Annotated in this window: 23 protein-coding genes; 11 read left to right on the top strand and 12 right to left on the bottom strand. The window is 39.4% G+C overall.

Going from position 1 to position 26,984, the window contains the following annotated elements; all coding sequences use genetic code 11:
* Nucleotides 1-168: 168 nt before the first annotated feature.
* The 10 genes from B0169_RS09930 to leuS all read right to left on the bottom strand — a co-directional run bounded on the left by B0169_RS09930 (nucleotide 169) and on the right by leuS (nucleotide 11,581).
* Nucleotides 169-1,311: a serine hydrolase gene (locus B0169_RS09930; protein WP_412842127.1), complete on the bottom strand. Its 1,143-nt coding sequence runs from the start codon at nucleotides 1,309-1,311 to the stop codon at nucleotides 169-171.
* A gap of 258 nt (nucleotides 1,312-1,569) precedes the next feature.
* Entirely contained in the window at nucleotides 1,570-2,535 is a 966-nt protein-coding gene (locus tag B0169_RS09925) for a septal ring lytic transglycosylase RlpA family protein (protein WP_077285812.1), read from the bottom strand.
* A gap of 56 nt (nucleotides 2,536-2,591) precedes the next feature.
* Nucleotides 2,592-3,707, bottom strand: coding sequence for a rod shape-determining protein RodA (rodA, locus tag B0169_RS09920; protein WP_077285811.1), 1,116 nt, complete (start codon nucleotides 3,705-3,707; stop codon nucleotides 2,592-2,594).
* Nucleotides 3,707-5,686 carry a penicillin-binding protein 2 gene (gene mrdA / locus B0169_RS09915; RefSeq protein WP_077285810.1) on the bottom strand — a complete coding sequence of 660 codons (1,980 nt, stop codon included), beginning with the start codon at nucleotides 5,684-5,686 and terminating at the stop codon, nucleotides 3,707-3,709. The genes rodA and mrdA overlap by 1 nt, the downstream gene beginning before the upstream one ends.
* Before the next feature lie 3 nt (nucleotides 5,687-5,689).
* Nucleotides 5,690-6,160 (bottom strand): 23S rRNA (pseudouridine(1915)-N(3))-methyltransferase RlmH, encoded by a 471-nt coding sequence (rlmH, locus tag B0169_RS09910; protein WP_077285809.1) that lies wholly within the window; start codon nucleotides 6,158-6,160, stop codon nucleotides 5,690-5,692.
* Nucleotides 6,161-6,171: 11 nt separating this feature from the next.
* Nucleotides 6,172-6,531, bottom strand: a complete 360-nt coding sequence (gene rsfS, locus B0169_RS09905) for a ribosome silencing factor (protein ID WP_412842123.1) — start codon at nucleotides 6,529-6,531, stop codon at nucleotides 6,172-6,174.
* Between the two features lie 146 nt (nucleotides 6,532-6,677).
* On the bottom strand, nucleotides 6,678-7,337 hold the full coding sequence (nadD, locus tag B0169_RS09900) for a nicotinate-nucleotide adenylyltransferase (protein ID WP_077285808.1): 660 nt from the start codon (nucleotides 7,335-7,337) through the stop codon (nucleotides 6,678-6,680).
* A complete protein-coding gene (gene holA / locus B0169_RS09895; protein WP_077285807.1) occupies nucleotides 7,324-8,367 on the bottom strand; it encodes a DNA polymerase III subunit delta in 1,044 nt (347 codons plus the stop codon). Before holA ends, nadD begins: the two co-directional genes overlap by 14 nt.
* 10 nt (nucleotides 8,368-8,377) lie before the next feature.
* Nucleotides 8,378-8,884, bottom strand: coding sequence for an LPS-assembly lipoprotein LptE (locus B0169_RS09890; RefSeq protein WP_077285806.1), 507 nt, complete (start codon nucleotides 8,882-8,884; stop codon nucleotides 8,378-8,380).
* A gap of 105 nt (nucleotides 8,885-8,989) precedes the next feature.
* Nucleotides 8,990-11,581, bottom strand: a complete 2,592-nt coding sequence (gene leuS, locus B0169_RS09885; RefSeq protein WP_077285805.1) for a leucine--tRNA ligase — start codon at nucleotides 11,579-11,581, stop codon at nucleotides 8,990-8,992.
* A gap of 291 nt (nucleotides 11,582-11,872) precedes the next feature.
* On the opposite strand from leuS, the gene B0169_RS09880 reads away from it, so the two are divergent.
* The 5 genes from B0169_RS09880 to hppD all read left to right on the top strand — a co-directional run bounded on the left by B0169_RS09880 (nucleotide 11,873) and on the right by hppD (nucleotide 19,548).
* A complete protein-coding gene (locus B0169_RS09880; RefSeq protein WP_077285804.1) occupies nucleotides 11,873-12,358 on the top strand; it encodes a zinc ribbon-containing protein in 486 nt (161 codons plus the stop codon).
* A 126-nt stretch (nucleotides 12,359-12,484) separates the two neighbouring features.
* A complete protein-coding gene (locus B0169_RS09875; protein WP_077285803.1) occupies nucleotides 12,485-14,875 on the top strand; it encodes a Lon protease family protein in 2,391 nt (796 codons plus the stop codon).
* Between the two features lie 285 nt (nucleotides 14,876-15,160).
* Nucleotides 15,161-15,979, top strand: a complete 819-nt coding sequence (locus B0169_RS09870) for a DUF4097 family beta strand repeat-containing protein (protein WP_077285802.1) — start codon at nucleotides 15,161-15,163, stop codon at nucleotides 15,977-15,979.
* 390 nt (nucleotides 15,980-16,369) lie between these two features.
* On the top strand, nucleotides 16,370-18,169 hold the full coding sequence (locus B0169_RS09865) for a DEAD/DEAH box helicase (RefSeq protein ID WP_077285801.1): 1,800 nt from the start codon (nucleotides 16,370-16,372) through the stop codon (nucleotides 18,167-18,169).
* 335 nt (nucleotides 18,170-18,504) lie between these two features.
* Nucleotides 18,505-19,548: a 4-hydroxyphenylpyruvate dioxygenase gene (gene hppD / locus B0169_RS09860; protein WP_077285874.1), complete on the top strand. Its 1,044-nt coding sequence runs from the start codon at nucleotides 18,505-18,507 to the stop codon at nucleotides 19,546-19,548.
* Nucleotides 19,549-19,732: 184 nt separating this feature from the next.
* Here hppD and B0169_RS09855 read toward each other — a convergent pair whose 3' ends face one another.
* Together B0169_RS09855 and suhB are read right to left on the bottom strand one after the other, a co-directional pair.
* Nucleotides 19,733-20,950, bottom strand: coding sequence for a DEAD/DEAH box helicase (locus tag B0169_RS09855; RefSeq protein WP_077285800.1), 1,218 nt, complete (start codon nucleotides 20,948-20,950; stop codon nucleotides 19,733-19,735).
* 471 nt (nucleotides 20,951-21,421) lie between these two features.
* Nucleotides 21,422-22,225 (bottom strand): inositol-1-monophosphatase, encoded by an 804-nt coding sequence (suhB, locus tag B0169_RS09850; RefSeq protein WP_077285799.1) that lies wholly within the window; start codon nucleotides 22,223-22,225, stop codon nucleotides 21,422-21,424.
* A 407-nt stretch (nucleotides 22,226-22,632) separates the two neighbouring features.
* Here suhB and trmJ point away from each other — a divergent pair, with 407 nt between their 5' ends.
* From trmJ to iscA, 6 genes are all read left to right on the top strand, one after another.
* Nucleotides 22,633-23,394, top strand: a complete 762-nt coding sequence (trmJ, locus tag B0169_RS09845; protein ID WP_077285798.1) for a tRNA (cytosine(32)/uridine(32)-2'-O)-methyltransferase TrmJ — start codon at nucleotides 22,633-22,635, stop codon at nucleotides 23,392-23,394.
* Between the two features lie 68 nt (nucleotides 23,395-23,462).
* Entirely contained in the window at nucleotides 23,463-24,272 is an 810-nt protein-coding gene (cysE, locus tag B0169_RS09840) for a serine O-acetyltransferase (RefSeq protein ID WP_077285797.1), read from the top strand.
* Nucleotides 24,273-24,489: 217 nt separating this feature from the next.
* Nucleotides 24,490-24,999 (top strand): Fe-S cluster assembly transcriptional regulator IscR, encoded by a 510-nt coding sequence (gene iscR, locus B0169_RS09835; protein WP_077285796.1) that lies wholly within the window; start codon nucleotides 24,490-24,492, stop codon nucleotides 24,997-24,999.
* A gap of 29 nt (nucleotides 25,000-25,028) precedes the next feature.
* Nucleotides 25,029-26,243 carry an IscS subfamily cysteine desulfurase gene (locus tag B0169_RS09830; protein ID WP_077285795.1) on the top strand — a complete coding sequence of 405 codons (1,215 nt, stop codon included), beginning with the start codon at nucleotides 25,029-25,031 and terminating at the stop codon, nucleotides 26,241-26,243.
* An 18-nt stretch (nucleotides 26,244-26,261) separates the two neighbouring features.
* Nucleotides 26,262-26,645 (top strand): Fe-S cluster assembly scaffold IscU, encoded by a 384-nt coding sequence (iscU, locus tag B0169_RS09825; protein WP_077285794.1) that lies wholly within the window; start codon nucleotides 26,262-26,264, stop codon nucleotides 26,643-26,645.
* A 14-nt stretch (nucleotides 26,646-26,659) separates the two neighbouring features.
* Nucleotides 26,660-26,983, top strand: a complete 324-nt coding sequence (iscA, locus tag B0169_RS09820) for an iron-sulfur cluster assembly protein IscA (RefSeq protein WP_077285793.1) — start codon at nucleotides 26,660-26,662, stop codon at nucleotides 26,981-26,983.
* Nucleotide 26,984 lies beyond the last annotated feature (1 nt).

Below are 26,984 nucleotides of genomic sequence, written 5' to 3'. Positions count from 1 at the left end.
TTTTATTTACTATTATGTTTGTGAAAGATGCTTGTGAAATGAAAAAACTCAGCCAAGGCTGAGTTTTTAATGAGTGGCTTTATTGGCTTTGGTTAAGAGTTATAGCAATGCCACTGCCACTGTGTTTCTTGCCACTGGGTGAAACTTAAAAGCTATAGAGGCCAAGTATTAATTAGCAAACTGCAGTTTTACGTAATCCAATAGTTTATTGAACATGCCGCCTTCTTGAACTGCTTGTAATGTTACTAGTGGGTACTGAGCAATGTCTTCACCATCAAGTTGTAAAAATAACTTACCTACCACTTCACCTTTTTGCAGTGGTGCGGTGAGTTGCTTGTCTAACTCGAAATTAGCTTGTAAGTTTTTACGTTGCCCGCGTGGGATGGTAATTGGGGTATCTACCATGATACCTAAATCAACTTCTTTAGTGTCACCCATCCAAACACGATCACTGACAAATTTTTCACCGGCTTTATAAGGAGTGTAAGTTTCAAAGAAACGGAAGCCATAATTGAGCAGTTTTTTACTTTCGACTTTACGAGCGCGCTCACTGTCTGCTCCCATAACAACACTGACTAAGCGCATATCGCCTTTAGTGGCAGAGGTTACTAAACTGAAGCCGGCTTGTGATGTATGACCTGTTTTTAAACCATCGACATTCATGCTTTTATCCCACAATAAGCTATTGCGGTTATATTGCTTAATATTGTTATAAGTAAAAGATTTTTGGCTGTAAAGTTTATACTCTTCTGGTACATCGCGGATCAGGGCAATAGCTAATGTTGCCATGTCACGTGCAGTGGTTTTGTGCTCTTGGCTATCTAAGCCATGACTGTTTTCAAAGAAACTGCTGTGCATGCCTAATTGCTCTGCATGGGCATTCATTAGTTGTGCAAAGGCATCTTCGCTACCGGCAATATGTTCTGCCATAGCAACACAAGCATCATTACCTGAGGCAACAATAATCCCTTGATTTAATAAGCGAACAGGCACTTCTGTGCCAACTTCAATATACATTAAAGATGAGCCCGGATAATTTTTCGCCCAAGCTTTTTCACTAATTTTGACTATGTCATCGTTCTTGATATTTCCTGATACTAGCTCTTTGCCTATGATATAACTTGTCATCATTTTAGTTAAGCTGGCCGGCGCAAGTAAGATATCTGCATTGCTTTCGGCAATGACCTTACCTGTTGTGTAATCAATAAGAATGTGACCTTTAGCATTTACCTCTGGCGCGGATGGGATAATTGTTTGTGCATGAGATAGCGAGCAAACACTTAATAAGACAGAGCTTAAAAAAGCGATCAGTTTTGTTGATTTTTTAGGAGATTGAATAAGCTTGATTTGGGGCATAATTGTCCTGCAGCGCATTGATTGGTGGAAATTATAAAAACGATATAAAACTTTATGCAGTATAACATTTTTCATTTTGAATTCTATTGGGCTCGATGATGAATTTGTTACTGTTAATGAATTTTGCTTATTATTGCTATTTTTATCTTGTTGCGTCGATAAAAAACCTGATTGTTCTAAGTGTCATTATGTGAAACATCATCCAATGACGGCCTATTTACGAACAAATGCATTTGGGTAACCTGTGCTTTTAATTGCAAGTAACAGCGTAGATATATCATCACTGCGTTCTATCGGACCAACGAGAACACGAAAAATTCCATTTATTTCTTCTAGTTGAGTTTTTTGTTTATATTGTTTTGATAATACGGTTGCTAGTTTAGTTGCTTGCACGTGATTACTGCTTGCAAATACCTGAATATATTCTGCTTTAGTTGAATGGTCTGATAATTGTGACGCGGTATTTACCGTGCTAGTTTTTGGCGATTTCTGCTCTGTCGGAGTGGCAACTGCAGCTTGATTAATATTAGTCGAAGCAGCAGTGGTGTTAAGCGAAGGTGCCATAGGTTTTATTAAAGGGGTAACTTTTGCTTGGCTTTGTGCTAAGTAACCATGATTTGTTTTAAGTTGCGCTAAAGCTTTTGCGCTAAAGTCGGTAATAGCGGAAATAGTGACATTGGCCGTACCCGTTTTTAACATATCTAGTTTATATGCTGCGCTATAAGATAAATCGATAATACGATTTTGATGAAATGGTCCGCGATCATTAACTCGGACAATAACAGAACGACCATTGCTATTATTGACCACTTTTAAATAAGTCGGTAAAGGCAGATTTTTATGGGCAGCACTCATGGCGTACATATCATATATTTCGCCATTAGAGGTTAAGTGACCATGAAACTTACGCCCATACCATGAGGCTATACCGGTCTGGCTAAAGTTTTCGGCACTCTCCAACACTTGGTAGTGCTTACCACGCACTTGGTAATGCTTATTACCCCCTCGGCTTGGCGTTTCTGCTCTGGGAGTTGCATCGTGCAGCTCGCTTGGACTTGGTAAGCGGCTTGGTGTGCTGTCATGTTTGTGTTGATAGCGGCCATAATTTGTACTACATGCAGAAATTAATACCATCAGTAAAACAAAGCAATGCTTACGCTGTATTTTCAATATCGCCATAAAATATCTATTATCTCTGTTAAAGTGAATTATTTTACTATTGATGCTATTGGTCGTTAAACATGGAATCTTCTATGGGTACTTATTGCCATTAAAATGCCAAATCCAGCCATTAATGTCACCATTGAGGTACCACCATAACTGACTAAAGGCAATGGCACACCAACCACAGGCAATAAGCCGGAAACCATGCCTATATTGACAAAAACATAAACAAAAAATGTTAATGTTAAACTGCCCGCTAGCAGTTTAGTAAACGCATGCTGGGCATTAACTGCAATCCATAATCCACGCATGACAATGGCTAAATATACTGTCAACAATAAGCCGACACCGATTAAGCCAAATTCTTCACTAAATACCGCAAAAATAAAATCAGTGTGGCGCTCTGGGAGAAATTCTAGTTGTGATTGGGTACCTTGTAGCCAACCTTTACCGTGAATACCGCCAGAGCCGATCGCAATTTTAGATTGAATAATATGATAGCCTGAGCCAAGCGGATCTTGCTCAGGATTTAAAAAGGTTAATACTCGTTGCTTTTGATAAGGCTTCATCAAAAACATCCATAATACTGGGGCAAATGCTGAAGCTAAACCAACACAAGTCCCAATCAATTTCCAGCTGGCACCAGCGAGGAAAATCACAAAAATACCTGAGCTAGCAATAAGTAGAGATGTACCCAAATCGGGTTGCTTAGCAATCAACAATGTTGGCATTAGTACTAAAATAAAAGCGATAATAATTTTTGATATTTTTGTTGGTAAGTCATATTGGCTTACATACCATGCGATCATTATTGGTACAACGAGCTTCATAATTTCAGAAGGTTGAAACTTTGTAAAGCCAAGGTCAAGCCAACGTTGGGCACCTTTACCAACATGACCAAAAAGCAATACCGCCGCTAATAGCATTAGCCCTAGGATAAAGACAGGTACTGCCCATTTTCGATAAGATAATGGTGGTATTTGAGCAACTAAAAACATCACAACTAATGCAAAACCAGCTCGTTTAGCATGACGTATTAACACTGCATTTTCTTGTCCACCAGCACTGTAAACCACAAATAGCCCCAGTATTAATAGAGCTAAAATACCACTTAATAAAGGTAAATCAATGTGTAAACGTTGCCATAAAGTACGCTGTTTTTGCTGATCGTGTCCGGTGTTACGCACTAGGGTTCACCTGCTGTATTGGTAATGTTCTGATGATAAATCTCTTCATGGTGAGGGTGCTTGGTTTTATCTGTACTGATAATTTCTCTGTCACCAAAATATTGATCCATGATTTGACGTGCCACGGGACCGGCATTGGTGCCACCACCACCTTTTGCAACATTTTCAATCGCTACCGCAACAACAATTTCTGGATTTTCGTAGGGCGCAAAAGCAATAAACATAGCGTTATCACGTTTATTCTCTTGTACTTTTTTGGCGTCGTATTCTTCATCTTGGGCAATGTTGGCGGTTTGGGCAGAGCCGGTTTTACCTGCAGCATCATACTTACTGCCTTTAAAAGCAGCATAACCAGTAGCGCCAAATTTTTGCACTGTATTGTGTAGGCCGTCTAAAACCATATCCCAATAACGGTCATTTGATAGTGTAATGGGGCGTTTTTCATCAACAACATATTCTGTGATGATTGGTTGCTGTGTATTAATCTTTTTATCGTTGATAACGACTTCACTGGTGGCCTTTAAAAAGTGTGGAACCTTGATCCTGCCTTTATTAACTAAAATAGAGACTGCCTGTGATAATTGTAATGGCGTTACCGACCAATAACTTTGTCCTATGCCGACAGATAAGGTTTCACCGGTATACCAAGCTTTGTTATAACGAGCTCGTTTCCATTCAATGCTTGGCATAATAGCGCGGCTTTCTTCATGGATATCGATGCCGGTATAATCACCAAAGCCAAATTTTTCCATCATTTTACTAATACGGGTTATACCCAATTTATAGGCTAAATCATAATAATAAACATTACATGACTGCTCTAATGATTTAGTTAAATTGACCTTACCGTGGCCCCATTTTTTCCAATCACGTCGTTTGGTTTCTATGCCTGGTAATTGATAAAAGCCGGGATCATAAATCTCAGTTTCTGGAGTAATTAACTCGGCTTCAAGTCCGGTAAGCGCTAATAAAGGCTTGATGGTTGATGCCGGTGGGTAACCTTGTACCGCACGATTAAGTAAGGGTTTGTTACTTGCTGGTGCTAAGAGCTTCTTATATTTTTTACTGCTGATACCATGAACAAAAAGGTTGCCGTCAAAGCTTGGGTTTGAATACATAGCAAGTACACCACCATCTCTTGGATCAATGGCGACTACCGCACCACGCTTACCTGAAAGTGCACGCTTGGCGATCATTTGTAGTTCTATATCTAAAGTTAAGGTGAGGTCTTTACCTGGGATCGGAGGAGTAAAGTCTAAAGTACGAATGACTCTACCTTGGTTGTTAATTTCAACTTCTTGATGGCCAATGGTGCCATGTAAAATGTCTTGGTAGTACTTTTCGAGACCCAACTTACCAATGTTACGTGTTGCGGCGTAGTTTTCGGCTAATCCCTGTTTTTCTAACTCTAGCGAATCTTTGCGATTGATGCGGGCAACATAACCTAAAGAGTGGGTTGTTAAATCCGCAAAAGGGTAATAGCGTTTTAAGCGTGCATCGATAAAAAAGCCGGGAAACTTATGTTGATTGACAGAAAACAATGATACTTGCTGCTCACTTAAACGTGAGTAAAGTTCAATAGGCTTAAAGCGTCGCTTACTTTTTAATTCTTTGAGTAATTTATTTTGTTTTTCCTGACTAATATCTAATAACTCACTTACTTCAGATAAGCGCTTTTTAATATCATCAACTTGTTCAGGGATCACTTCTAAACTATACACTGGCGTGTTGTCAGCTAGTAATACGCCATTTCTATCGTAAATTAAGCCTCTATTTGGTGCTACCGGTAATAGTTTAATACGATTAGAGTTAGAGCGAGTTTGGTATTTTTGGTATGAGTTAACTTCAAGGTTATAAATATTACTAAAAAGCACTAAGGAAAGTATTAGAACAGTAATAAAGGTGATGAAGGTGCGGCGAGCAAATAAATTTGCCTCAGCGCTATGGTTTCGAATGGCAACACGTTTTTTAGGCGCCATTAGTTACTCTCGATGATAAGGGTGATTGTTATTAATTGACCATGCTCGATAAAGGCTTTCGGCAACGACAATGCGCACCATTGGGTGCGGTAGGGTGAGTGGTGATAATGACCATTTTTGCTCAGATGCTTGAATACAAGCAGGTGCTAAACCTTCAGGGCCACCAACAAGCAAGGCGACATCACGGCTGTCAACATGCCAGCGCTCAAGTTGTTTGGCAAGTTCAGGGGTTGTCCAAGGCTTGCCTTCCACCTCTAAAGTCACAATGCGGTTACCTTTAGGGATAGCCGCAAGCATTTGCTCGCCTTCTTTTTCTAAAATACGGGCAATATCGGCATTTTTGCCGCGCTTTCCAGGTGAAATTTCCACTAAATGAAAACTCATATCACGAGGGAATCTACGGCAATATTCGCTAAATCCTTGACTGACCCATGCTGGCATTTTATTACCAACAGCGTATAAGGTAATGCGCATTAGACTTTATACTATTCCCATAGTTGTTCTAGCTGGTAACGATCACGAGTTTCGTCAGTCATCACATGGACAATTACATCACCTAAATCCACTAAAGACCATTCGCCAACATCGTTCCCTTCTACACCTAAGGCTTCAATGCCTGCAGCGCGACATTCAATAGTAAGTGATTGTGCAATTGAAATAACGTGACGTTTTGAGTTACCAGAGCAAACTAGCATGTAGTCAGCGAAACTCGACTTTTTAGATATCTCTAGTGTGACGATATCGCGGCCTTTCATATCTTCGATTTTTTCGGTAACAAAAGTAATTAGGTCTGAACTTTGCAAAGTGGGATCTCTATAATTAACAATAATCGGCGATAATAGCATTATTTTGTTGGTCCGTTAACTGTCTAATGCTATCAATTGCATGTTTTTTGCACAACAAGTGGTTTATTTTACTCGCATTACGGTTAAATTAAAGAAAATAGCCGTTTGAGCGTTTAGTCGTCGAAGAAAAAAGCACAAAAACAAGGTTAACGGTAAAGCTTATTTTGCTTAATATAATGGTAAACTGGCTTAGGTAAATATTCGCTATAGCTTATCGAATTTTTAATATTTGCCCTGATTTTTGTCGAAGATATATCCAGTGGCGTACTTTCATGCAATAAAATTTGCCCAACTTTTTCGCGCTGCAATTTTGTTAGGCGGTAAATAAGACGCTTAGCTAACTCTGGTTCCAGGGTCCTTTCTAGCTCGTGGTGTTGATAACCAGGGCGAATATTGACCACTAGATTACATAACGTGAGAATTTCTTGCCAATGCCGCCATTTTGTAAAGGTGAGCAGTGAATCCATACCCATAATAAAATACAAGGTAGCTTTAGGTTGCGCTTTCGTAATTTCACGTAAGGTATCGATTGTGTATGAGGGGCTATCACGATCAAGTTCTCGGCTATCGAGCAGCACGCCTTTAGCAGGTTCACACGCCAAAGCGACCATTTCGGCGCGTTGTTTTGCACTAGCATGCGTGCCTGTTTTATGAGGCGGAATATGAGCTGGAATTAAATGTAATTGCTCAGCGCCTAACCATAAGGCGGTTTCTTGAGCGGGAAGAATATGACCAAGATGAATTGGGTCGAAAGTGCCGCCGAGTAAGGCGATAGTCTTTGGATTTTCGCGTTTAGTTGTATTCATAATCTAAACTAAAGTTTTCACTTAATTTGTTATGAAATAAACTGATCAGTACGTCACTGAGTAAAATAAAAGCATTAAAGTCGCTACTGCTTTTGCTGAGTAAATCAACTTGCGCTAACCTTGCTAAAGCTTGTTCAACGTTATTTAACGTCAAATTATTCAATGCATATTGATATACGGGCTTTTTCTTATCCCAGATACGATATTGTTTAAAAATGTCGTTGCTGCTAGCTCCTTGCTCTATTTGTTCGAGCATGGCATAAAGTTGGCTGAGTTCTTTGTGAATAAACCAAATTAACTGTCCTAATGCGCTTCCGTCGTGTTGCATCTGGTCTAAAATGGCTAAGCACTTTTTTAGGTCGCCCATGAGCAAGGTATCGATAAGCTGAAAGGGATTAAACTTTGCCTGCTTAATGACAAGTTGTTCTGCTTCTTCGAAGCTAATTGTTTGTTGGCCAAACAAAATGGCTAATTTTTGTAGTTCTTGCGCTAATGCGGGTAGGTTACCTTCAAATAGTACGACCATTAAATCAATAGCATCGGTATGTAAATTCAGTTGCAGTTGCCGTGCTTGATTACTTAACCACTGTTTTAACTGTTTGCCTTCAATATCGTATAAAGGTAGAAAGCAGCCAGCAGCTTCTAACGACTTGAACCACTTGCGCTTTTGTGTGGCAGCGTCTAGTTTAGGGCCATGAAATATCAGTTGTATATCTTGATGCAACAAGGTCAATAATTGCGTTATGGCTTTTGCGCCATTGTCACCAATTTTGCCATTAATAAACTCTATTTCAATAATACGTAATGATGAAAACAAGCTCATAGATTGATATTCTTGGAAAAGTTCATGCCAATCAAATTTATCATCAATACTAAAGCGAATAACTTCGTCGAAACCTTGATTTTTAGCGGTACTTTTAATTTTTTCTAAGGCGTCATTTTTTTGCCAAGGTTCATCGCCAAATACTAACCATATGGGTTTAAAACCTTGCTTGAGTGTATTGTCGAGTTGGTTATGATAAATGCGCATTCGAATTGACTTACAGTTGAATACTAGCCATGTCGCGAAGAATTTTATTCGCTGCTTCTTGACGCATTTCACGTAGCATAAGTGACAGCTCGCGGCTTTTTGCTAGAGCAATATCTGGATCATCTTGATAATCGCGATTAAGTTCAAAACTAAAGTTTTGCACATCTTGGCCCGGAATTAAAATTTGGTAACGTACCGTATAAATCAACTCATATTCTGCAACTTGACCATTAGGAAAAACAGACAATGTTCTTCGATCTAAGTTGTCTTGCAAAATTCGCATCTGCGGTATGGATTGAGTACTTTGCTGCACTAAGGTAACGTCATTAACCGTTAAATGTTGTTTTATTAAGCGTGTAAGTTCGCCAAATTGGTCAACAGAGCTAAATTCCATTGTTTGTAGTTCAGGTGCTAATAAATAATTGCCGCGTAACTGAAAACCACAACCATTTAACATCATTACTACGATGCTAAAGGTTAATATTTTACTGATTTGGCGAATTATTAATGGCTTCATAGCGTGTTCACTTTTGTAGGTATAAATTCAATTAGTGCATCATGAATGGGGTTAAAATGTTAAGCCGCTTAATCATAATCAATGATTAAGCGGCGAATGTAATGACTAATTAGCAACGATATTTAATAGCTTACCGGGTACATAAATGACTTTACGTACGGTTTTACCATCAATAAACTTACTCACATTAACATCATTGAAACCAATTTCTTCAACGGCTTCTTTGCTGGCATCGGCTGATACGGTGATCTTAGCGCGTAATTTACCGTTAACTTGTACGATAATTAGTTTTTCATCTTCAACTAAAGCACTTTCATCAACGACAGGCCAAGCCGTGTTTTCAACTGGCTTACCATCGCCAATTAAGTTCCATAAATGGTGACTTAAATGCGGTACGATCGGCGTTAGCATTAACACTAATGCACGAATGGCTTCATGCATTACTACACGGTCTTCATTACTGTCGATGCTTGCTTTGGTTAAATGGTTCATTAACTCCATAATTGCAGCAATAGCAGTATTGAAAGTATTACGACGGCCAATGTCATCACTGACTTTAGCAATGGTTTTATGCAACTCACGACGCAATGTTTTTTGTGCTGAATTTAGTGTTAATCCTGCAATACTTGGCGCGTCTTTTGATATTTCTGTTACCTGAGTGAAATCATAAACCAGTTTCCAGACACGTTTTAAGAACCTATGTGCGCCTTCAACACCCGAGTCAGACCACTCTAATGTTTGCTCTGGTGGTGAGGTAAACATGATAAATAAACGCACAGTATCTGCGCCATAAAGCTCAATCACTTCTTGTGGGTCGATACCGTTATTTTTTGATTTCGACATTTTGCTCATACCAGCAGAAATCACGGGTTGGCCATCTAACTTGCTGATAGCTTTAGTTACTTGGCCTTTTTCGTTACGTTCAACTTCAACATCGGTTGGTGCAATCCAATCTTGTCCGCCGTTATCGGCTTCACGATAATAAGTATCGGCTAATACCATACCTTGACACAGTAAGCTCTTAAACGGTTCGTTAGATTCTACTAAACCGACATCGCGTAATAATTTATGGAAAAAACGTGCATAGAGTAAATGTAAGATAGCATGCTCAATACCACCAATATACTGATCAACCGGTAGCCAATAATTGGCTTTTTCTGGGTCAAGCATTTGCGTGTCATCATTGGGTGAACAGTAACGAGCGTAATACCATGACGATTCCATGAAGGTATCGAAAGTATCGGTTTCACGAAATGCTTCTTCGCCGTTGTAGGTGGTTTTTGCCCACTCAGGGTTGTCTTTGATTGGCGAAGTAACACCGTCCATTACGACATCTTCAGGCAACTCAACAGGGAGTTGATCTGCCGGTACAGGAACAGACTCACCATTGGCTAGGTGCATCATTGGAATTGGTGTACCCCAATAACGTTGGCGAGAAACACCCCAATCGCGTAAGCGATAATTTACGGTTATTTTCCCTTTATTTTCGCTGACTAATTTATCTGAAATAGCTTTAAAAGCATTATCAAAATTTAAACCATCGAACTCACCTGAGTTTACCAAAACATTTTTTTCAGTAATCGCAGCAAGCGTTATATCGTCATTTTCATTGCCAGCAATCACTTGTTTAATTTCTAAACCGTATTTTGTGGCGAATTCCCAATCGCGTTGGTCATGACCTGGAACTGACATGACAGCACCTGAGCCGTAATCCATTAAAACAAAATTGGCCGCCCATACAGGTACTAATTCACCGCTGATTGGATGAATGGCTTTTAAGCCAGTATCAACACCTTCTTTTTCCATCGTTGCCATATCAGCTTCGGTAGACTTATTGGTTTTACAAGCTTGGATAAATGCAGCTAAGGCTGGGTTATTTTCAGCTGCAGCTAAAGCTAACGGGTGTTGTGCTGCAAGGGCAACATAAGTTACGCCCATTAATGTATCTGGACGGGTAGTATAAATATCAAAGCTTTCAGTAGAGTCGGCTACTTGAAAAGTCATCTCGACACCTTCTGAGCGACCAATCCAGTTACGTTGCATGGTTTTAACTTGCTCAGGCCAACCGGTTAATTCGTCTAAGTCATTAATTAACTCTTCAGCATAATCAGTAATTTTAATAAACCATTGTGGTATTTCTTTACGTTCAACTAGCGCGCCTGAACGCCAACCACGACCGTCAATAACTTGTTCATTAGCTAAAACGGTTTGGTCAACCGGATCCCAGTTAACGGTAGCATTTTTCTTATACACTAAGCCTTTTTCATAAAGCTGAGTAAAGAACCACTGTTCCCAACGGTAATAATCTTTTTTACATGTCGCTAATTCTCGACTCCAGTCGTAACCAAAACCGAGTGATTTTAATTGCGTACGCATGTAGTCAATATTTTCATAAGTCCATTTAGCAGGAGCCGAATTGTTTTTTATTGCGGCATTTTCTGCTGGCAAACCAAAAGCGTCCCAACCCATAGGTTGCATAACGTTTTTACCCTGCATACGTTGGTAACGTGAGATCACATCACCCAAACTGTAATTACGAACGTGACCCATATGGAGACGGCCACTTGGGTATGGAAACATCGCCAAGCAATAAAACTTTTCTTTTCCAGGTTGCTCTTCAGCTTTGAAGGTGTTGTTATCAGTCCAAAACTTCTGAACATCGGCTTCAATTGATTGGGGATTGTAGATGGATTCCATTAAGATTTCTCAAACACGCTAAAATAGGAGCTTAAACTGACTTAAATAACGAATTTTGCATACTGAAACTTGTTATTTAAAGACTAAGTCGAAGCGATAAAAATAATCCCGATAGGATACCTTATCTGTTGCCACTGCGACAAGTTAAAGCAAGTTTATGCCGAATATTTTTATTACGAACGCTATTATCCTCGTTTACGTCAATAAATGTTCTTGTAACAGATGTTAAATGGTGGTTTTTATTACGCGATCAATTATGCTGAAGTTAATGGTATTAATTGAGGAGCTATTATGAAAAAAGAACAATCTGGCGTGCAAGGTGTTTATCAAAAGTTGCAAGATTGGTTAGAAAATACCAAAGATAATGAAGTACGCTCAGTGATAGATGTGGTTGAACAAGCCAAATCATATTTATATGCAGCAGAGCAAATTCCCGAACAACAAGTGAAGCAGTTTATTGCTAACCTCAAATATGATTTGAGTGATTTCTACCAACAATATCAAGCCGATGTTAAGCATTCTATTTACTTGGATGTATTAAATGAGCGTCTTTGGGCAAATTTAGCGCAAATTACCGATAAATCACAAGTCGAGTGGACTGAATTGATGGACGACTTTCAACATCAAGATGGTTACCACACGGGTGACTATGTTGGTTTTGGTCAGTTGCAGTGTCAAACGTGTCATCACTGTGTGACTTATAATCACGCTAATGTGGTCACTGATTGTATTGCCTGTGGAGGCTCTGACTTTCAACGTTTGAGTTTGACGCCATAAAGTATTTTTTTTTATATTGTTTTTGCGGTTCGGGGTAATGTCGCTGTACACTGTGATTAATGAAGCCTTATTTATTCTACTTGCTATTTAATCCTAATATTAAGTGGCATTCCCGAGAGATTGTCTATGACGAATGTGTCAACCGATGTACGCCTTAAGCCTTGCCAACTAACCGCAGATTTAACGGTTAAACAATTTTCCAATGCCACACCGACAGCAGAAATAGCACAAGTATTTATTGGTCATGAAAGAGCCAAAGAAGCTTTGACCTTCGGTTTGTCGATGGAAGCACCAGGTTTCAATGTTTATGCTATGGGTGAGCATGGTACAGGGCGTCAAAGTTTGATCAAACAAATGCTCGCCGAAACCGCGAGCCAAGAGCTAACACCACAAGAGTGGTGTTATATCAATAACTTCGATGATCCCAATACACCACATAATATTCACCTAAGTCCTGGTGATGGTAAGCAGTTACTTACCCGCATGAATACTTTTATTGATGAGCTCATGGACTTATTTCCTGAGATCTTTGATAACCCAGGTTATCAAAGGCAAAAAGCGGCTATCGATCGAGAGTTCAATAAAAAATATGATGAAGCGATCAGCGAAGTTGAGGCAACGGCATTAAAAAATGAAGTTGTGCTCTACGAAGATGACGGTGAAATTGGTTTTTCGCCCTTAGTGGCCGGTAAACCGCTTAATGACAAAGAGTTTGCCGATTTAAATGAGCCAAAACGTGCTGAATTTTATACGCTATTAGCCAAGTTAGAAGAGTTACTTTCTGAGAAGTTAATTGAACTGCCGCTATGGAAGCGCATTTCTTCAGATAAATTACGTAAGTTGAAGCATGAAACTGCTGCTCAAAGCATTCAACCGTTTCTACATGAATTAGAGTATGAATTTGCCAGCAACGTTGGGGTGTTAAAATACTTAGCCAAAGTAAAAGCTCATGTTGTCGACGCCGTGTTAGAGCTTTTGGTTGATGAAAGTAGCGACGCTGGCAATGATAAAGATTTACGTAAATTAATGGTAGAGCGCTTTTTGCCTAACTTATTAGTGACTCGTAAAGTTAATGAAGGCGCGCCGGTTATTTATGAGCAAAATCCGACCTTTCAAAACTTATTTGGTCATGTTGATTTTGGTAGTTTTCAAGGCAGTACTTATACCAGTTATCGTTTGATCAGACCTGGTGCTCTACATAAAGCCAATGGCGGTTACATATTACTTGAAGCTGATAAACTGCTGACTCAACCATTAGTGTGGGCACGTTTAAAGTTGGCGTTAAAATCACAACAAATCACCATCGAAAATCCGCATTCAGAATATGCTCAACCCGGTGTGTTTAGCTTGCAACCAGAAAAAATTCCATTGAAAGTTAAAGTGATTTTGTTGGGTGATCCTGAAATTTACTATACCTTGCAAGACTATGATCAAGAGTTCACAGAGTTATTTCGTGTTTTAGCCGACTTTGATCGTCATTTAGAAAAAAGTCAGAGCAACTTAAATGATTACGCTAATTTAATTCGTCAACGTGCGCATCGCAATCATTATCCTGAAGTTACCGATGAGGCAATATTGGAGTTGGTTAAATACGCACTTAGGCGTGCAGAGCATCAACATAAAATTTCAGCCAATATTGTGCAAGTAAATGACTTACTAGATGAGGCTTACTACCTATGGAAGCAATCTGATGGTAAAAATGGCTTGACGGGTGAGCATGTCACTATGGCTTTAGCGGCAAAACAACGTCGAACTGGCCGTATGAGTGAAGCTTGGTTGGAGGAAATTAAAGAACGCCAACTATTAATAGATACCGAAGGCGGACAAATCGGTAAAATTAATGGCCTGACTGTATTAGAGATTGGTGATAGTGTTTTCGGTACGCCTGCTCGAATATCAGCGACGGTATATGCGGGTAGTTTAGGTGTCACTGATATTGAACGTGAAGTCGACTTAGGTAAATCTATTCACTCAAAAGGGGTGTTGATTTTAACGGGTTATTTGGGTCATAAGTATGGGCAAAACTTTCCATTAACTATTTCTGCTAATATTGCCATTGAACAGTCGTACGGTCATATTGACGGTGACAGCGCATCAATGGCAGAACTTTGTGCGTTAATATCTGCCATTGCTAAGTTACCAATCAATCAAGGTTTTGCCATAACAGGCTCAATGAACCAGCATGGTGAAGTTCAGTCTATCGGCGGTGTTAACGAGAAAATTGAAGGTTTTTATCGTTTATGTAAAGACAAAGGCTTGACGGGGCAACAAGGGGTTATTATTCCTAAGACGAATACCATTAATTTGATGCTGGCGCCTGAGATAATACAAGCGGTAGCAGATGAAAAATTTGCTATTTATGCTGTTGATAATATTGATCAAGCAATAGAGATTTTGATGGGGCAGAGTGCAGGTGAAATTAGCCGAACGGGCCGCTATCCACGAAAATCAATTCATGGCTTAGTCTTAGATAAACTTTCTGCCTTTTCTGAGCTTATTAATGGTGTAGAAGAGTAACCTTCGATAACTTTTTATTGCTAACATGCCTCACAAAAAATAAACACGGCAAGTGTCGTGTTTATTTCTCTTCCTACTGTTATTTTTGTGTTTTAGTGAGTTATTCAACTGCTCGTTATAGTTTCGCTAAATAATTGTTATTTTAACCAAAAACTATTGCCAATAAAAATCCAACAAAAACAGAGCGCTGTAAGTTACTGATTTTGTTTTGTTTGTATTTTGGCGCGATTTTTGATTGTTGTGGAATAACAGCATTAAAATAATTGATTTACAGGGAATAGAATAATGAACTTAGCTCAATCACTAATTTTTATTACGAGTACCGCACTATTGAGTGGCTGCATTGTGGTCGCAAACCCATCACATGCTAATTACCACTCACAACAAGAACTCAGTATCGATGCACAGACACTCAGAGCACTAGATGTAGAGGCAGGTGCTGGATCATTAGTGATATCAGGCTCGGATAATGCTACTGATATCACCGTAGTCGCTGACATCTATACTGATAGAGGTCATGCTGAAAATTATCGACTTGAGCTGACCGACTCTGGTGATAGCGCATTTTTAGTGGCAACAATTAATACCAGTGGTTTTTGGCAAGGAGACTCTCCGCGCATTGATATTAAAGTGACTATGCCCAGTCATTTGATGTTGCAAGTGGACGATGGCTCTGGCCCTATCAATATTAGTCATATATATGGTGCTGTTGATGTAAAAGATGGCTCAGGCGAACTGACTATAAATGACATAAAAAATGATCTTAGCGTAAACGATGGCTCAGGTAGTCTTACCATCAGTGAAGTTATTGGAAATGTCAGCATAACCGATGGCTCGGGTGAAATAGTGATTAATGAGATTGACGGTAATATCGATATTGATGACGGCTCGGGCAGTATTTATGTTAGTGCTATTTCAGGTGAAGCTCGTTTTGAAGATGGCTCAGGTGATTTAACGGTAAGAAAAGTCGATGGTGTCATCACGATTGATGATGGCTCTGGTGATATTGATGTTGAGCAAGCGGGTGGTTTAAAGATATTAGAGAGTGGCTCAGGCGGTTTACGGGTGAAAAAGGTCAAAGGCGGCTTTGAAATAGATCAATAGCAATGATACTTTATGTCATCCGATGAGTTGCGATAAACAGTCTAAAGTGTACTTTTTAAAGGTTTTAGACTGTTTTTGTCGTTAAATTGAGTTAATTCGTTATTTTTACTTGTATAAATTAACCGCATCTGTATAATGCGCGCCTCTGTGATAGACAATCAAAAAGTTACTAAGTAAGACAAAGTAAGACAAAGTCAAACTGAGTAAACAGAAAATTGATATTGACAGAATTTTTAATGAGTGGGGTATATCCGCCCAATAGACTTGCCCAGTTAACTGTTCAACGTTAACGTAATGAATGTGCCTTAAGTCTTCCTGGTGGTTTCCTCGTATATGTACGTAGGAATTTTGGCGTTTTGCCGGTTTCTACCATGAGAAGACAAAAATTATATGACTGATCTTAACAATGCCTCAATAGGCTTTGACGCCCTTGGTTTGCCTGAAAACTTAGTATCTGCTGTAAAAGCATTAGGTTTTGAAAATTCAACGCCAATCCAAGCGCAAACAATTCCCCCTTTATTAGCGGGTAAAGATGTACTTGGTGAAGCCCAAACAGGTACCGGTAAAACGGCTGCATTTGGTTTACCTGCATTAGCAAAAATTGATGTAAATATCCGTAAGCCACAATTAATGGTGTTAGCACCTACACGTGAATTAGCGATTCAAGTTGCTGAAGCAATTGAAACATTTGCTAAAGACATGAAAGGCTTAAAGGTTGCTACTTTATATGGTGGTCAATCTTACCAGCCACAATTTCAACAGTTAGAACGTGGTGCACAGGTTGTCGTTGGTACGCCTGGTCGTTTAATGGACCACTTACGTCGCAAGAGCCTTAAGTTAGCTAACTTATCATTTTGTGTGCTTGATGAAGCTGATGAAATGTTAAACATGGGCTTTTTGGAAGATATCGAGTGGATTCTTGAACACTTACCAAAAGAAACACAAATGGCCTTGTTCTCTGCAACAATGCCAGCGCAAATTCGCAAAGTAGCGAATCGCTTCTTAAAATCACCTGAGCACATTAAAGTTGCTGCCGTGAAAAAAGAAAAAGCAAATATTACACAATACGCATGGAAAGTTAGCGGCATTAACAAAATGACAGCATTAGAACGTATTGCTGAAACAGTTGATTACGATGCAATGATTATTTTCGTTCGTACTCGTAACGATACTATCGAAGTTGCTGAAAAATTAGAGCGTGCAGGTTACGCCTCTGTTGCTTTAAACGGTGATATGAACCAAGCACAGCGTGAACGTACTGTTGATCAACTTAAATCTGGTGTGTCATCGATTCTTGTGGCGACAGATGTTGTTGCTCGTGGTCTAGATATTCCACGTATTTCTATGGTTATTAACTACGATTTACCGGGTGATAACGAAGCTTATGTACATCGTATTGGCCGTACAGGTCGTGCAGGTCGTAGCGGTACGGCAATTTCATTTGTTCGTCCACGCGAAATGTATTCATTACGTCACTATGAGCGTTTGACATCGGGTAAAGTTGAAATGTACGACTTACCAAGCATTCAAGAAATCGGTAAAGCGCGTATTGAGCGCACTCGTACAGAATTATCATCGGTTATTGCTGATAAAGAACTAACAGCAATGCGTGAAATTATTGAAACAATGGCAGCTGAGTCAGAACTTTCAATGACAGATTTGGCCGCAGCGTTACTTTATCAAAAGCAATTAAAGCAGCCTTTACAGCCGAAAGAAGATCCTAAGCCTCGCCGTGATGCGCGCGAGAGAAATGATCGTGACGGCAGAGGCCGCAATGATAGCCGTGGTGGTCGTAATGATCGTGACAGCAGAGGTCGCAATGACAGCCGTGGTGGTCGTAATGAAAACCGTGCTGAACGTGCTCCTCGTAAAGCGAAAGTTGCCCGTAGTGATGTTGATTGGCAGACTTACCGCTTAGAAGTGGGTAAAGAGCATGGTGCTCGTCCTGGTGACATTGTTGGCGCAATTGCTAATGAAATATCATTAGACAGCAGCTATATTGGTGCGATTAACTTGCACGACAAACATAGCTTTGTACAGTTACCTAAAGGTATGCCTGAGAAGTCTTTTACACAATTGAAACGTGTACAAGTTCGTCGTCAAGCACTTGCAATTACGGTTTCAGACGCACAGCCATCTGCAGTGTCAGAGCGTCCAGCTCGTGCACGCAAAGAGCAACGCACTAACTAATCACTTGCTTTATAGCAATTGAATAACGCCAATTCTCATTGAGGGGTGGCGTTTTTTTTTGCTAAATTTTTCACGACTGAATCTTATATAACGCAAGGGTAATAGTATCTTAAGCCGATAAATTAGACGATTATCTTGCTTGAAAAATAACTGTAAATAAAATATTACACCTTTGAGGTAAGCTAGCTATAGGCTTGATCAGCGTCGCTCAAATTTCATCTTGTTTCCATGTAAAAATTGATTTACGCATCGAAAAATATCAGTTTTTTCATTCACTTCCTCTAGCTTCAATTCACGGTAATAATCGCACCATTGCTAGCGTGAGAGAAACAATTATGACAGAAGTTAAAAACCCACTGAATTTACGTGGTATTGAATTTATTGAATATGCATCACCTGATTCTGACTTTATGGAAAAGGCATTTTTTGGTTTTGGTTTTTCAAAACTTAAAAAGTTCAAAGGCCGTGATATTGATTACTTCAATCAAAACGATATCCATTTTTTCTTAAATAATGAACAAGCTGGTTTTTCACGTGAGTTTGCTAAGAGCCACGGTCCTGCCATTTGTTCAATGGGCTGGCGGGTTGAAGATGCTGATTTTGCTTTTGAGCAAGCTATCGCTCGTGGCGCTAAATCAGCACAAGATGCAGAGAAAAAATTACCTTACCCTGCAATTTACGGTATTGGTGACAGTTTAATTTATTTTATTGAGAAATTTGGCGCAAAAGGCTCAATTTATCAAGATGACTGTGAAGACTTAGCTGAACCCGTAATAGTTAAAGACAAGGGCTTTAAAGCTGTTGATCATTTAACCAATAACGTTTATCAAGGCACAATGGAGCATTGGGCTAATTTTTATAAAGACGTATTTGGTTTTACTGACGTGCGTTACTTTGACATTAAAGGTGAAAAAACAGCCCTAATTTCATACGCACTTCAATCACCGTGCGGTAAGTTCAGTATTCCTATCAATGAAGGTAAAGGTAGTAAGAACAACCAAATTGACGAATATTTAGATGAATACAATGGCCCAGGTGTTCAGCATTTAGCTTTTATTTCTGATGATCTATTAGGCTCTTTAGACCAATTAGATAAAGATATTATTGATACCTTGAATATCGTGCCAGAATACTATGATGACGTATTTGACCGTATTCCATGGGTGAAAGAAGACCAACAGCGTATTCGTGATCATCAAGTATTGGTAGATAGCCAAAAAGAAAACTCTTATTTGCTGCAAATATTCACTAAAAACATTTTTGGTCCTATCTTTATTGAAATGATCCAACGTGTTGATGACCAAGGTTTTGGCGAAGGTAACTTTACCGCTTTATTTAAGTCGATTGAACTTAATCAAATGGAGCGTGGTGTGCTATAAGCTTGTAATACTATAAAGCCTTATAAAAGCCAACATTTGCTTAATGCCAGTCAGTTAACAGCTGACTGGCATTTTTGTTGTTAATCACACGAATTTACAACTAATCAACCTAGTATTAAGCATTTAAAGGTAGCAGTGAGTATAGTGAAATAAGCTGGTATTTACTTACCGCATTGAACTGATTTTACTTTCTTCTTTTTTTAACTTTGTTTTTATTCTTAACTGGTGGTTTTTTCTTTTTGTTTGGCATTGGTGCTTTTGAGAGCTCTTTATGAAAAGGTTGCTCGCTAACAACAGGGACGCTTTGCCCGATACTATTTTCGATTATCGTTAACTGCCTGATATCGTTTTCTACAACAAATGAAATTGCTGTGCCATTTTTCCCTGCTCGCGCCGTACGTCCAATGCGGTGTATGTAGTTTCTTGGGTCTTCAGGAAGGTTGTAATTAATGACTAAGGTAATGTTGTCAACATCAATACCACGCGCTGCAACATCAGTGGCAACTAACACTCTTAAAGTTGAGTCTTTAAAGCTTTGTAAAGCAGCTTCTCTTACGGCTTGTGTTTTTCCGCTATGAAGGCTAGCAGCTGTTATTGACGAATCCTCTAGTGCTTTAACAATAATGTCAGCGCCGTATTTTGTTTTACAAAAAATAAGCACTTTTTCAAATTCAGGCTTGGCTAAGATATTTAATAATAAAGGCACTTTATTAGATTTTTCAAGCTGATATATGCTTTGATTCACTAAATCGATAGTCACAGTTTCAGCAGCAATTTGCACTTTTTTAGGCGTGGTTAATATTGCTTGTGCGAGTACTTCTATTTCAGTTGGCATAGTTGCCGAAAATAGTAGTGTTTGACGCTTTTTGGGCAGTTTCGCTATGATGTTTTGCACATCATTAAAAAAGCCCATATCAAGCATGGTATCGGCTTCATCTAATACAAATACTTCTAACGCTGAAAAATTGACGTCGCCTTCTGCAATTAAATCTAACAATCGACCTGGGGTAGCAACTAAAATATCGAGCCCGTGTGCAATGGCATCTACTTGCGGCTGTCTGCCAACGCCACCATAAACAACTTTTGTTTTAAGCGCTAATCCTTCAGCGTAGTCATCAATATTTTGCGTTATTTGTGAGGCAAGTTCACGTGTTGGCGTTAGTATCAGTGAGCGCGTGCTTTTAGCGTTGATCGAAATTTTATTTCGGCCAAAATTATTGATAATAGGTAATGAGAAGGCTGCCGTTTTTCCTGTGCCTGTTTGCGCTATACCCAGCAGGTCGTTACCTTTAATAAGCACAGGAATACACGCTTGTTGAATTGGTGTTGGCTGTTTGTAGCCCTTAAGAGCAACGCGATCAATAATTGACTCTAATAGTGGGAATTCTTTAAATTCGGACATGTTGTCTCGGTATGCTTTAATCAATAGGGCGCTATTCTAACAGAGTGCTTTACTATATTTAAGGCGTATTAATTATCAGTGATAATGCTGAGCTATAGCCACTTATCTGACAAAAATTATGTCACTATTCTCGTTATTGGCCCGTTTTACTGCGTTCATTATTAGCATATTTTTAAAATTGATAAATGAGAACATTAAAACGAAGTAATGACGAAAACCCCCAAATGGATGTAGCGTCATCTTGCGTTATCAAGAATGCAGTAAGCGGTTCTGCATTGCGAGCGTGTCAGCTGTTATAACGGTAAGAAATTTACACGGCCGCTAAACGTTACTTACAGTCAATGTCATAGCTTTTATAGCGTTGAATATAGGTATTTACAGTGTTCTAAGCTTGCAGCTATTTGAGCTTTGCTTGCATTGTAGCAATAAAAAAAGCGCCAAAAGGCGCTTTTAAACGGTAAGCATTAAACTTTACTTACTTAGTGCTTCACCTAAATGAGGGCGAATATCTTTTAAAATTTCTTTTGCTAGACGTGGGCTACTTGCGACAATGTTACCTGAATTGCCATGGTTATGGCCACCAACAAAGTCAGTTACTAAACCACCAGCTTCAATTACCATGAGTTCACCAGCAGCGGTATCCCAAGGCTTTAAACCAATTTCGAAATAACCGTCAACACGACCTGAAGCAACGTAGGCTAAATCAAGTGCAGCAGAGCCAGCACGACGCATATCAGAAGTTTTGCCGAATAAAGTTTTAAACATTTCTAAATAAGCATTAGTGTGTTGCTTATGCTTGAAAGGAAAGCCAGTCGCTAGAATTGCACCTTTAAGTTCTTTAGATTGTTTTACGCGGATACGGAAACCGTTTAGTTGTGCACCTTTACCGCGACTAGCAGTAAATAGTTCACCACGGATAGGATCGTAGATCACTGATTGATCTAGTTTACCTTTAACTTTTAAGGCAATTGAAACCGCAAAATGAGGAATGCCTTTAACAAAGTTAGAGGTACCATCAAGTGGGTCAATAATCCATTGATAATCGTTATCTTTTCCTTCAATTAAGCCACACTCTTCACCAATGATAGTGTGATTAGGATAAGATTTTTGGATTGTTTCAACAATAGCAAGTTCAGCACTTATATCAACATTAGTAACGAGATCGTTAGTACCCTTAGATTCAACTTCAATCTTATCTACTTGTTCAAAAGCGCGCAGAATTACTTTGCCCGCAGCACGCGCAGAGCGCACGGCAATATTTAGCATCGGATGCATGATCGACTACCCTATAATGTTGTAAAATGTCATAAACAGCTATGTAAAAGAACGAGGTTAATGTTAAAGGTCATGCTTAGATGAACCCCTAAAATTAAGCGCGCAAATTATAGCAAACTAATTATCAATTTGCGACTACCTTATTTCCATTTAAGTATTTACTTAAATAAGTTATAGCTGATAACAGTAAAGTTAGCTTATTTTTCATAACTGTAGAAAAATTCGGTGTGTTGATATATGTAAAAGAGCTAACCCATATTGATAAACACTATAAAACTAAATCAAAGTGATGATTTTTTCTCAGTACAGGGGCATGTTCTGTGTTAACATTATCGACAATTTTAGCCATCTAGATAGGTAGCATATGAAGTTCAATTTGTTGCCATCGCATTAAGTAAGTGAAGATAATGTCTGATTCTTTATTAAATAAAGTACGTATAGTGCTCGTTAATACCTCCGATTGTCGTAATATCGGCTCAGCTGCACGTGCCATGAAAACCATGGGTTTAACGGAGCTCGTTTTAGTTGATCCTATTGAAATGCCAAATGGCCAAGCGCAAGCTCTAGCCGCTGGTGCCACGGATGTTTTAAAAAACGCAAAAGTTGTAGCAACTTTGGAAGAAGCCATCATTGATTGCGGTTTAGTTGTTGGTACCAGTGCTCGTTCGCGTACCTTACCTTGGCCAATGTTAGAGCCTCGAGGCTGTGGTGAAAAATTGATTACTGAAGCGCAAGAATATCCTGTGGCTTTAGTTTTTGGTCGTGAGAGTAGTGGTTTAACCAATGAAGAATTGCAATTATGCCACTTTCACGTACAAATTCCTGCGAATCCAGAATATAGCTCATTGAATTTAGCCATGGCAGTACAAACTTTAAGTTACGAAGTTCGCACTAGCTTCTTGGCGCATCAACAACAAGCTTTTACATTAAATGAAGCTGAAGAGTATCCGGTGGTTGATGAAACCGAGCGTTTTTATCAGCACTTTGAAGAGGCTTTAAAAGCAACAGGCTTTATTGTGCCTAGTCACCCAGGTTTGGTTATGACAAAGCTACGTCGTTTATTCAATCGTGCCCGACCTGATGTCAAAGAATTAAAAATGATGCGTGGTATTTTAGCCTCAGTTGAGCGTGTTGCCAAAGCATCGAATGCTGATAAAAATACAGATTAATTATAGTCGTTAGTAATTTATCTTATTGAATAAGCAGAGATTTAACCGCAAGAATTAAGGAACGTGGTATGTTTAGCCGCATGAAAGAAGATATCAATAGTGTATTTGATCGAGATCCAGCAGCACGCAATGTATTTGAAGTACTCACCAACTACCCTGGTTTACATGCGGTTTGGTTCCATCGTTTAAGTCATAAATTGTGGAAAAGTGACTGGAAATGGCTGGCACGCTCATTGTCAACATTTTCGCGTTGGTTGACCGGTATCGAAATTCATCCTGGCGCGACTATTGGTCGTCGATTTTTTATTGATCACGGTATGGGCGTTGTTATTGGCGGCACAGCCGAAATTGGTGACGATGTCACTTTATATCAAGGTGTTACTTTAGGTGGCACGAGCTGGAAAGAGGGCAAGCGCCATCCAACGTTAATGAATAATGTCGTCATTGGCGCCGGTGCTAAAATTTTGGGACCTATTACTATTGGCCATCATGGCAAAGTAGGCTCTAACTCTGTTGTTGTTAAAGACGTACCTGACAATGCCACAGCTGTTGGTATTCCGGGACGTATTGTTAATCCTAATAAAAATAACGATGCGGCTGAAAATCGTGAAAAAGTAGCGAAAAAATACGGCTTTGACGCTTATGCCGTTGCTACAGACAACCCCGATCCAGTCGCAAAAGCTATCGGCCGCTTGCTTGACCATATGCACTTAATGGATAACAAAGTCTCTGATTTATGCCGAGAAGTTAACCAGCTTGGTGGGCAGGTTTGTCAAGAAGCTTTACCTGAATTAAGTGTTGGTGAATTTGATGAAGACGAGAAAGCCGCAGCTAAGCGTCGCGAAAGCGCAACAGAGTCTTTTGACCCCTCAATTTAGTTGTTTTTAGCCATTTTATCTTGTGAATTAACTGGCTTGTGAAGCTGGTTAATTCGCTACAAAATATAAGTGTAAATGAGCAATAACACTTATGTTTTGCCTTTTGATTGACTAATTTATAAACCCGCGTAAAATACTTGAGTAAATCACTCGGGTATTTAGTTGACTATTTTATAAGGATATGTAAAATTGCGCAGCAAATTGATAGGGGTAATAAATGAAACTGACGTCTAAAGGCCGATATGCAGTAACAGCTATGCTTGATGTGGCAATTCATGCCGCAACTGGGCCTGTTCCTTTGGCTGATATTTCTGAACGCCAAGGTATCTCATTATCATATTTAGAGCAGCTTTTCTCACGTCTAAGAAAGTACGGTCTTGTCAATAGTGTTCGTGGACCTGGCGGTGGTTATCGTTTAGGTAAGTGTTCAGCACAAATTGCTGTAGCTGACGTGATTAACGCCGTTGATGAAAGTATCAATGCCACAAAATGTGGTGGTAAAGGTAACTGCCAAGATGGTCAGCAATGCCTAACACATTATTTATGGTCTGATCTAAGCGACAGAATAGAAGATTTTTTAAAGAGTATTTCGCTTGCCGAGCTCGTCGAGCAACGAAATGTAAAAATAGTGTCACAACGACAAGATGAAACGACAGCTAAAGCGCGTAAATCACCTTCGTTAGAGACATTAATTACCACCCGTAACATTATGAATGACTGGCACTAGTTGCCCGTTCAATTGGAGATTATTTACCAATGAAGCTTCCTATTTACTTTGACTATTCAGCGACTACACCCGTAGATAAACGTGTTGCTGAAAAAATGATGCAATATATGACCACTGATGGTATCTACGGTAATCCTGCATCACGTTCACATAAGTTCGGCTGGCAAGCGGAAGAAGCGGTTGATATCGCTCGTAATCAAATTGCAGATTTGATTAATGCCGATCCTCGTGAAATTGTTATCACCTCAGGTGCAACTGAATCTAATAACTTAGCCATTAAAGGCGCAGCTAAATTTTACAGTAAAAAAGGTAAACACATTATTACCTGTAAAACTGAACATAAAGCGGTATTAGATACTTGTCGTGAATTAGAGCGTCAAGGTTTTGAGGTTACTTATTTAGATCCTGAAACTAATGGCTTAATTGACCTTAAGAAATTAGAAGCAGCGATGCGTGATGACACCGTGCTTGTTAGCATTATGCACGTAAATAACGAAATAGGTGTTATTCAAGACATTGCCGAAATTGGTGAAATGTGTCGCGCACGTAAAATAATTTTTCATGTTGATGCTGCGCAAAGTGCCGGCAAAATTAACATCGACCTACAACACTTGAAAGTTGATTTAATGTCATTCTCGGCTCATAAGATTTATGGTCCTAAAGGCATCGGCGCACTTTATGTTAGCCGTAAACCACGTGTACGTCTTGAAGGACAAATGCACGGTGGTGGTCATGAGCGCGGTATGCGCAGTGGTACCCTAGCAACACACCAAATCGTTGGTATGGGTGAAGCTTTTAGAATTGCCAAAGAAGAATTAGCACAAGACGAAGCGCATGTAACTAAAATGCGTGATCGTTTATGGGCTGGTTTGAACGATATGGAACAAGTTTTTGTTAACGGCGATTTTGACAAACGTTACCCTGGTAACTTAAATGTTAGCTTCAACTTTGTTGAAGGCGAATCATTAATTATGGCGTTAAAAGACCTAGCTGTATCTTCAGGTTCAGCCTGTACATCTGCAAGTTTAGAGCCTTCATACGTCTTACGTGCTTTAGGCTTAAATGATGAAATGGCACATAGCTCAATTCGTTTTAGCTTTGGTCGTTTCACAACAGAAGAAGAAATTGACTATGCCATTGACCTTATTAAAAAGGCAATTGGCCATTTACGTGACATGTCACCGCTTTGGGAAATGTTCAAAGACGGTATCGATTTAGACTCAATAGAGTGGGCTGCTCACTAGAGCAACAGGAGAAATAACATGGCTTATAGCGAAAAAGTAATTGATCATTATGAAAATCCACGCAACGTTGGTTCTTTAGATAAAAACGATCCACAAGTTGCTACGGGTATGGTTGGCGCACCAGCATGTGGTGACGTGATGAAGTTGCAACTTAAAATTTCAGCTGACGGTATTATCGAAGATGCGAAATTTAAGACTTATGGTTGTGGTTCTGCAATAGCGTCAAGCTCATTGGTAACAGAGTGGGTTAAAGGTAAATCAATTGATGAAGCGGGTGAAATCAAGAACACTGCCATTGCAGAAGAGCTTGCCTTACCACCAGTGAAAATTCATTGCTCGATTTTAGCAGAAGATGCTATCAAAGCAGCAATTGAAGATTACCGCAGTAAGCACCAAGACTAAGCTGGAGGTCGGCTATGAGTGTAACGATGACGCCTGCAGCATCTGACAGGGTAAAATCGTTTATCGAAAACCGAGGCAAAGGCCTTGGTTTACGATTAGGTATTAAAACAACGGGTTGTTCTGGTTTAGCTTATGTACTTGAATTTGTCGATGAGCTAAATGAAGATGACACCATGTTTTCCATTAATGATTGTAATATTATTATTGATGGCAAGAGCTTGGTTTACCTTGATGGTATCGAACTTGATTTTGTTAAAGAAGGTTTGAACGAAGGCTTTAAATTCACCAATCCAAACGCTAAAGGCGAATGTGGTTGTGGTGAAAGCTTTAATGTTTAAT

It is taken from the genome of Cognaticolwellia aestuarii, assembly GCF_002000025.1.
GTDB lineage: Bacteria > Pseudomonadota > Gammaproteobacteria > Enterobacterales > Alteromonadaceae > Cognaticolwellia > Cognaticolwellia aestuarii.
Note: the sequence above shows the minus strand (reverse complement) of the source record. Positions and strands in the feature narration are given on the sequence as shown.

What these genes read in the sequence shown, in the direction of transcription:
- B0169_RS09925 (WP_077285812.1), bottom strand. Translation starts at nt 2,535, where the DNA reads ATGGCGATATTGAAAATACAGCGTAAGCATTGCTTTGTTTTACTGATG.
- mrdA (WP_077285810.1), bottom strand. Translation starts at nt 5,686, where the DNA reads ATGGCGCCTAAAAAACGTGTTGCCATTCGAAACCATAGCGCTGAGGCA.
- rlmH (WP_077285809.1), bottom strand. Translation starts at nt 6,160, where the DNA reads ATGCGCATTACCTTATACGCTGTTGGTAATAAAATGCCAGCATGGGTC.
- rsfS (WP_412842123.1), bottom strand. Translation starts at nt 6,531, where the DNA reads ATGCTATTATCGCCGATTATTGTTAATTATAGAGATCCCACTTTGCAA.
- nadD (WP_077285808.1), bottom strand. Translation starts at nt 7,337, where the DNA reads ATGAATACAACTAAACGCGAAAATCCAAAGACTATCGCCTTACTCGGC.
- holA (WP_077285807.1), bottom strand. Translation starts at nt 8,367, where the DNA reads ATGCGCATTTATCATAACCAACTCGACAATACACTCAAGCAAGGTTTT.
- B0169_RS09890 (WP_077285806.1), bottom strand. Translation starts at nt 8,884, where the DNA reads ATGAAGCCATTAATAATTCGCCAAATCAGTAAAATATTAACCTTTAGC.
- leuS (WP_077285805.1), bottom strand. Translation starts at nt 11,581, where the DNA reads ATGGAATCCATCTACAATCCCCAATCAATTGAAGCCGATGTTCAGAAG.
- B0169_RS09880 (WP_077285804.1), top strand. Translation starts at nt 11,873, where the DNA reads ATGAAAAAAGAACAATCTGGCGTGCAAGGTGTTTATCAAAAGTTGCAA.
- B0169_RS09875 (WP_077285803.1), top strand. Translation starts at nt 12,485, where the DNA reads ATGACGAATGTGTCAACCGATGTACGCCTTAAGCCTTGCCAACTAACC.
- B0169_RS09870 (WP_077285802.1), top strand. Translation starts at nt 15,161, where the DNA reads ATGAACTTAGCTCAATCACTAATTTTTATTACGAGTACCGCACTATTG.
- B0169_RS09865 (WP_077285801.1), top strand. Translation starts at nt 16,370, where the DNA reads ATGACTGATCTTAACAATGCCTCAATAGGCTTTGACGCCCTTGGTTTG.
- hppD (WP_077285874.1), top strand. Translation starts at nt 18,505, where the DNA reads ATGACAGAAGTTAAAAACCCACTGAATTTACGTGGTATTGAATTTATT.
- B0169_RS09855 (WP_077285800.1), bottom strand. Translation starts at nt 20,950, where the DNA reads ATGTCCGAATTTAAAGAATTCCCACTATTAGAGTCAATTATTGATCGC.
- suhB (WP_077285799.1), bottom strand. Translation starts at nt 22,225, where the DNA reads ATGCATCCGATGCTAAATATTGCCGTGCGCTCTGCGCGTGCTGCGGGC.
- trmJ (WP_077285798.1), top strand. Translation starts at nt 22,633, where the DNA reads ATGTCTGATTCTTTATTAAATAAAGTACGTATAGTGCTCGTTAATACC.
- cysE (WP_077285797.1), top strand. Translation starts at nt 23,463, where the DNA reads ATGTTTAGCCGCATGAAAGAAGATATCAATAGTGTATTTGATCGAGAT.
- iscR (WP_077285796.1), top strand. Translation starts at nt 24,490, where the DNA reads ATGAAACTGACGTCTAAAGGCCGATATGCAGTAACAGCTATGCTTGAT.
- B0169_RS09830 (WP_077285795.1), top strand. Translation starts at nt 25,029, where the DNA reads ATGAAGCTTCCTATTTACTTTGACTATTCAGCGACTACACCCGTAGAT.
- iscU (WP_077285794.1), top strand. Translation starts at nt 26,262, where the DNA reads ATGGCTTATAGCGAAAAAGTAATTGATCATTATGAAAATCCACGCAAC.
- iscA (WP_077285793.1), top strand. Translation starts at nt 26,660, where the DNA reads ATGAGTGTAACGATGACGCCTGCAGCATCTGACAGGGTAAAATCGTTT.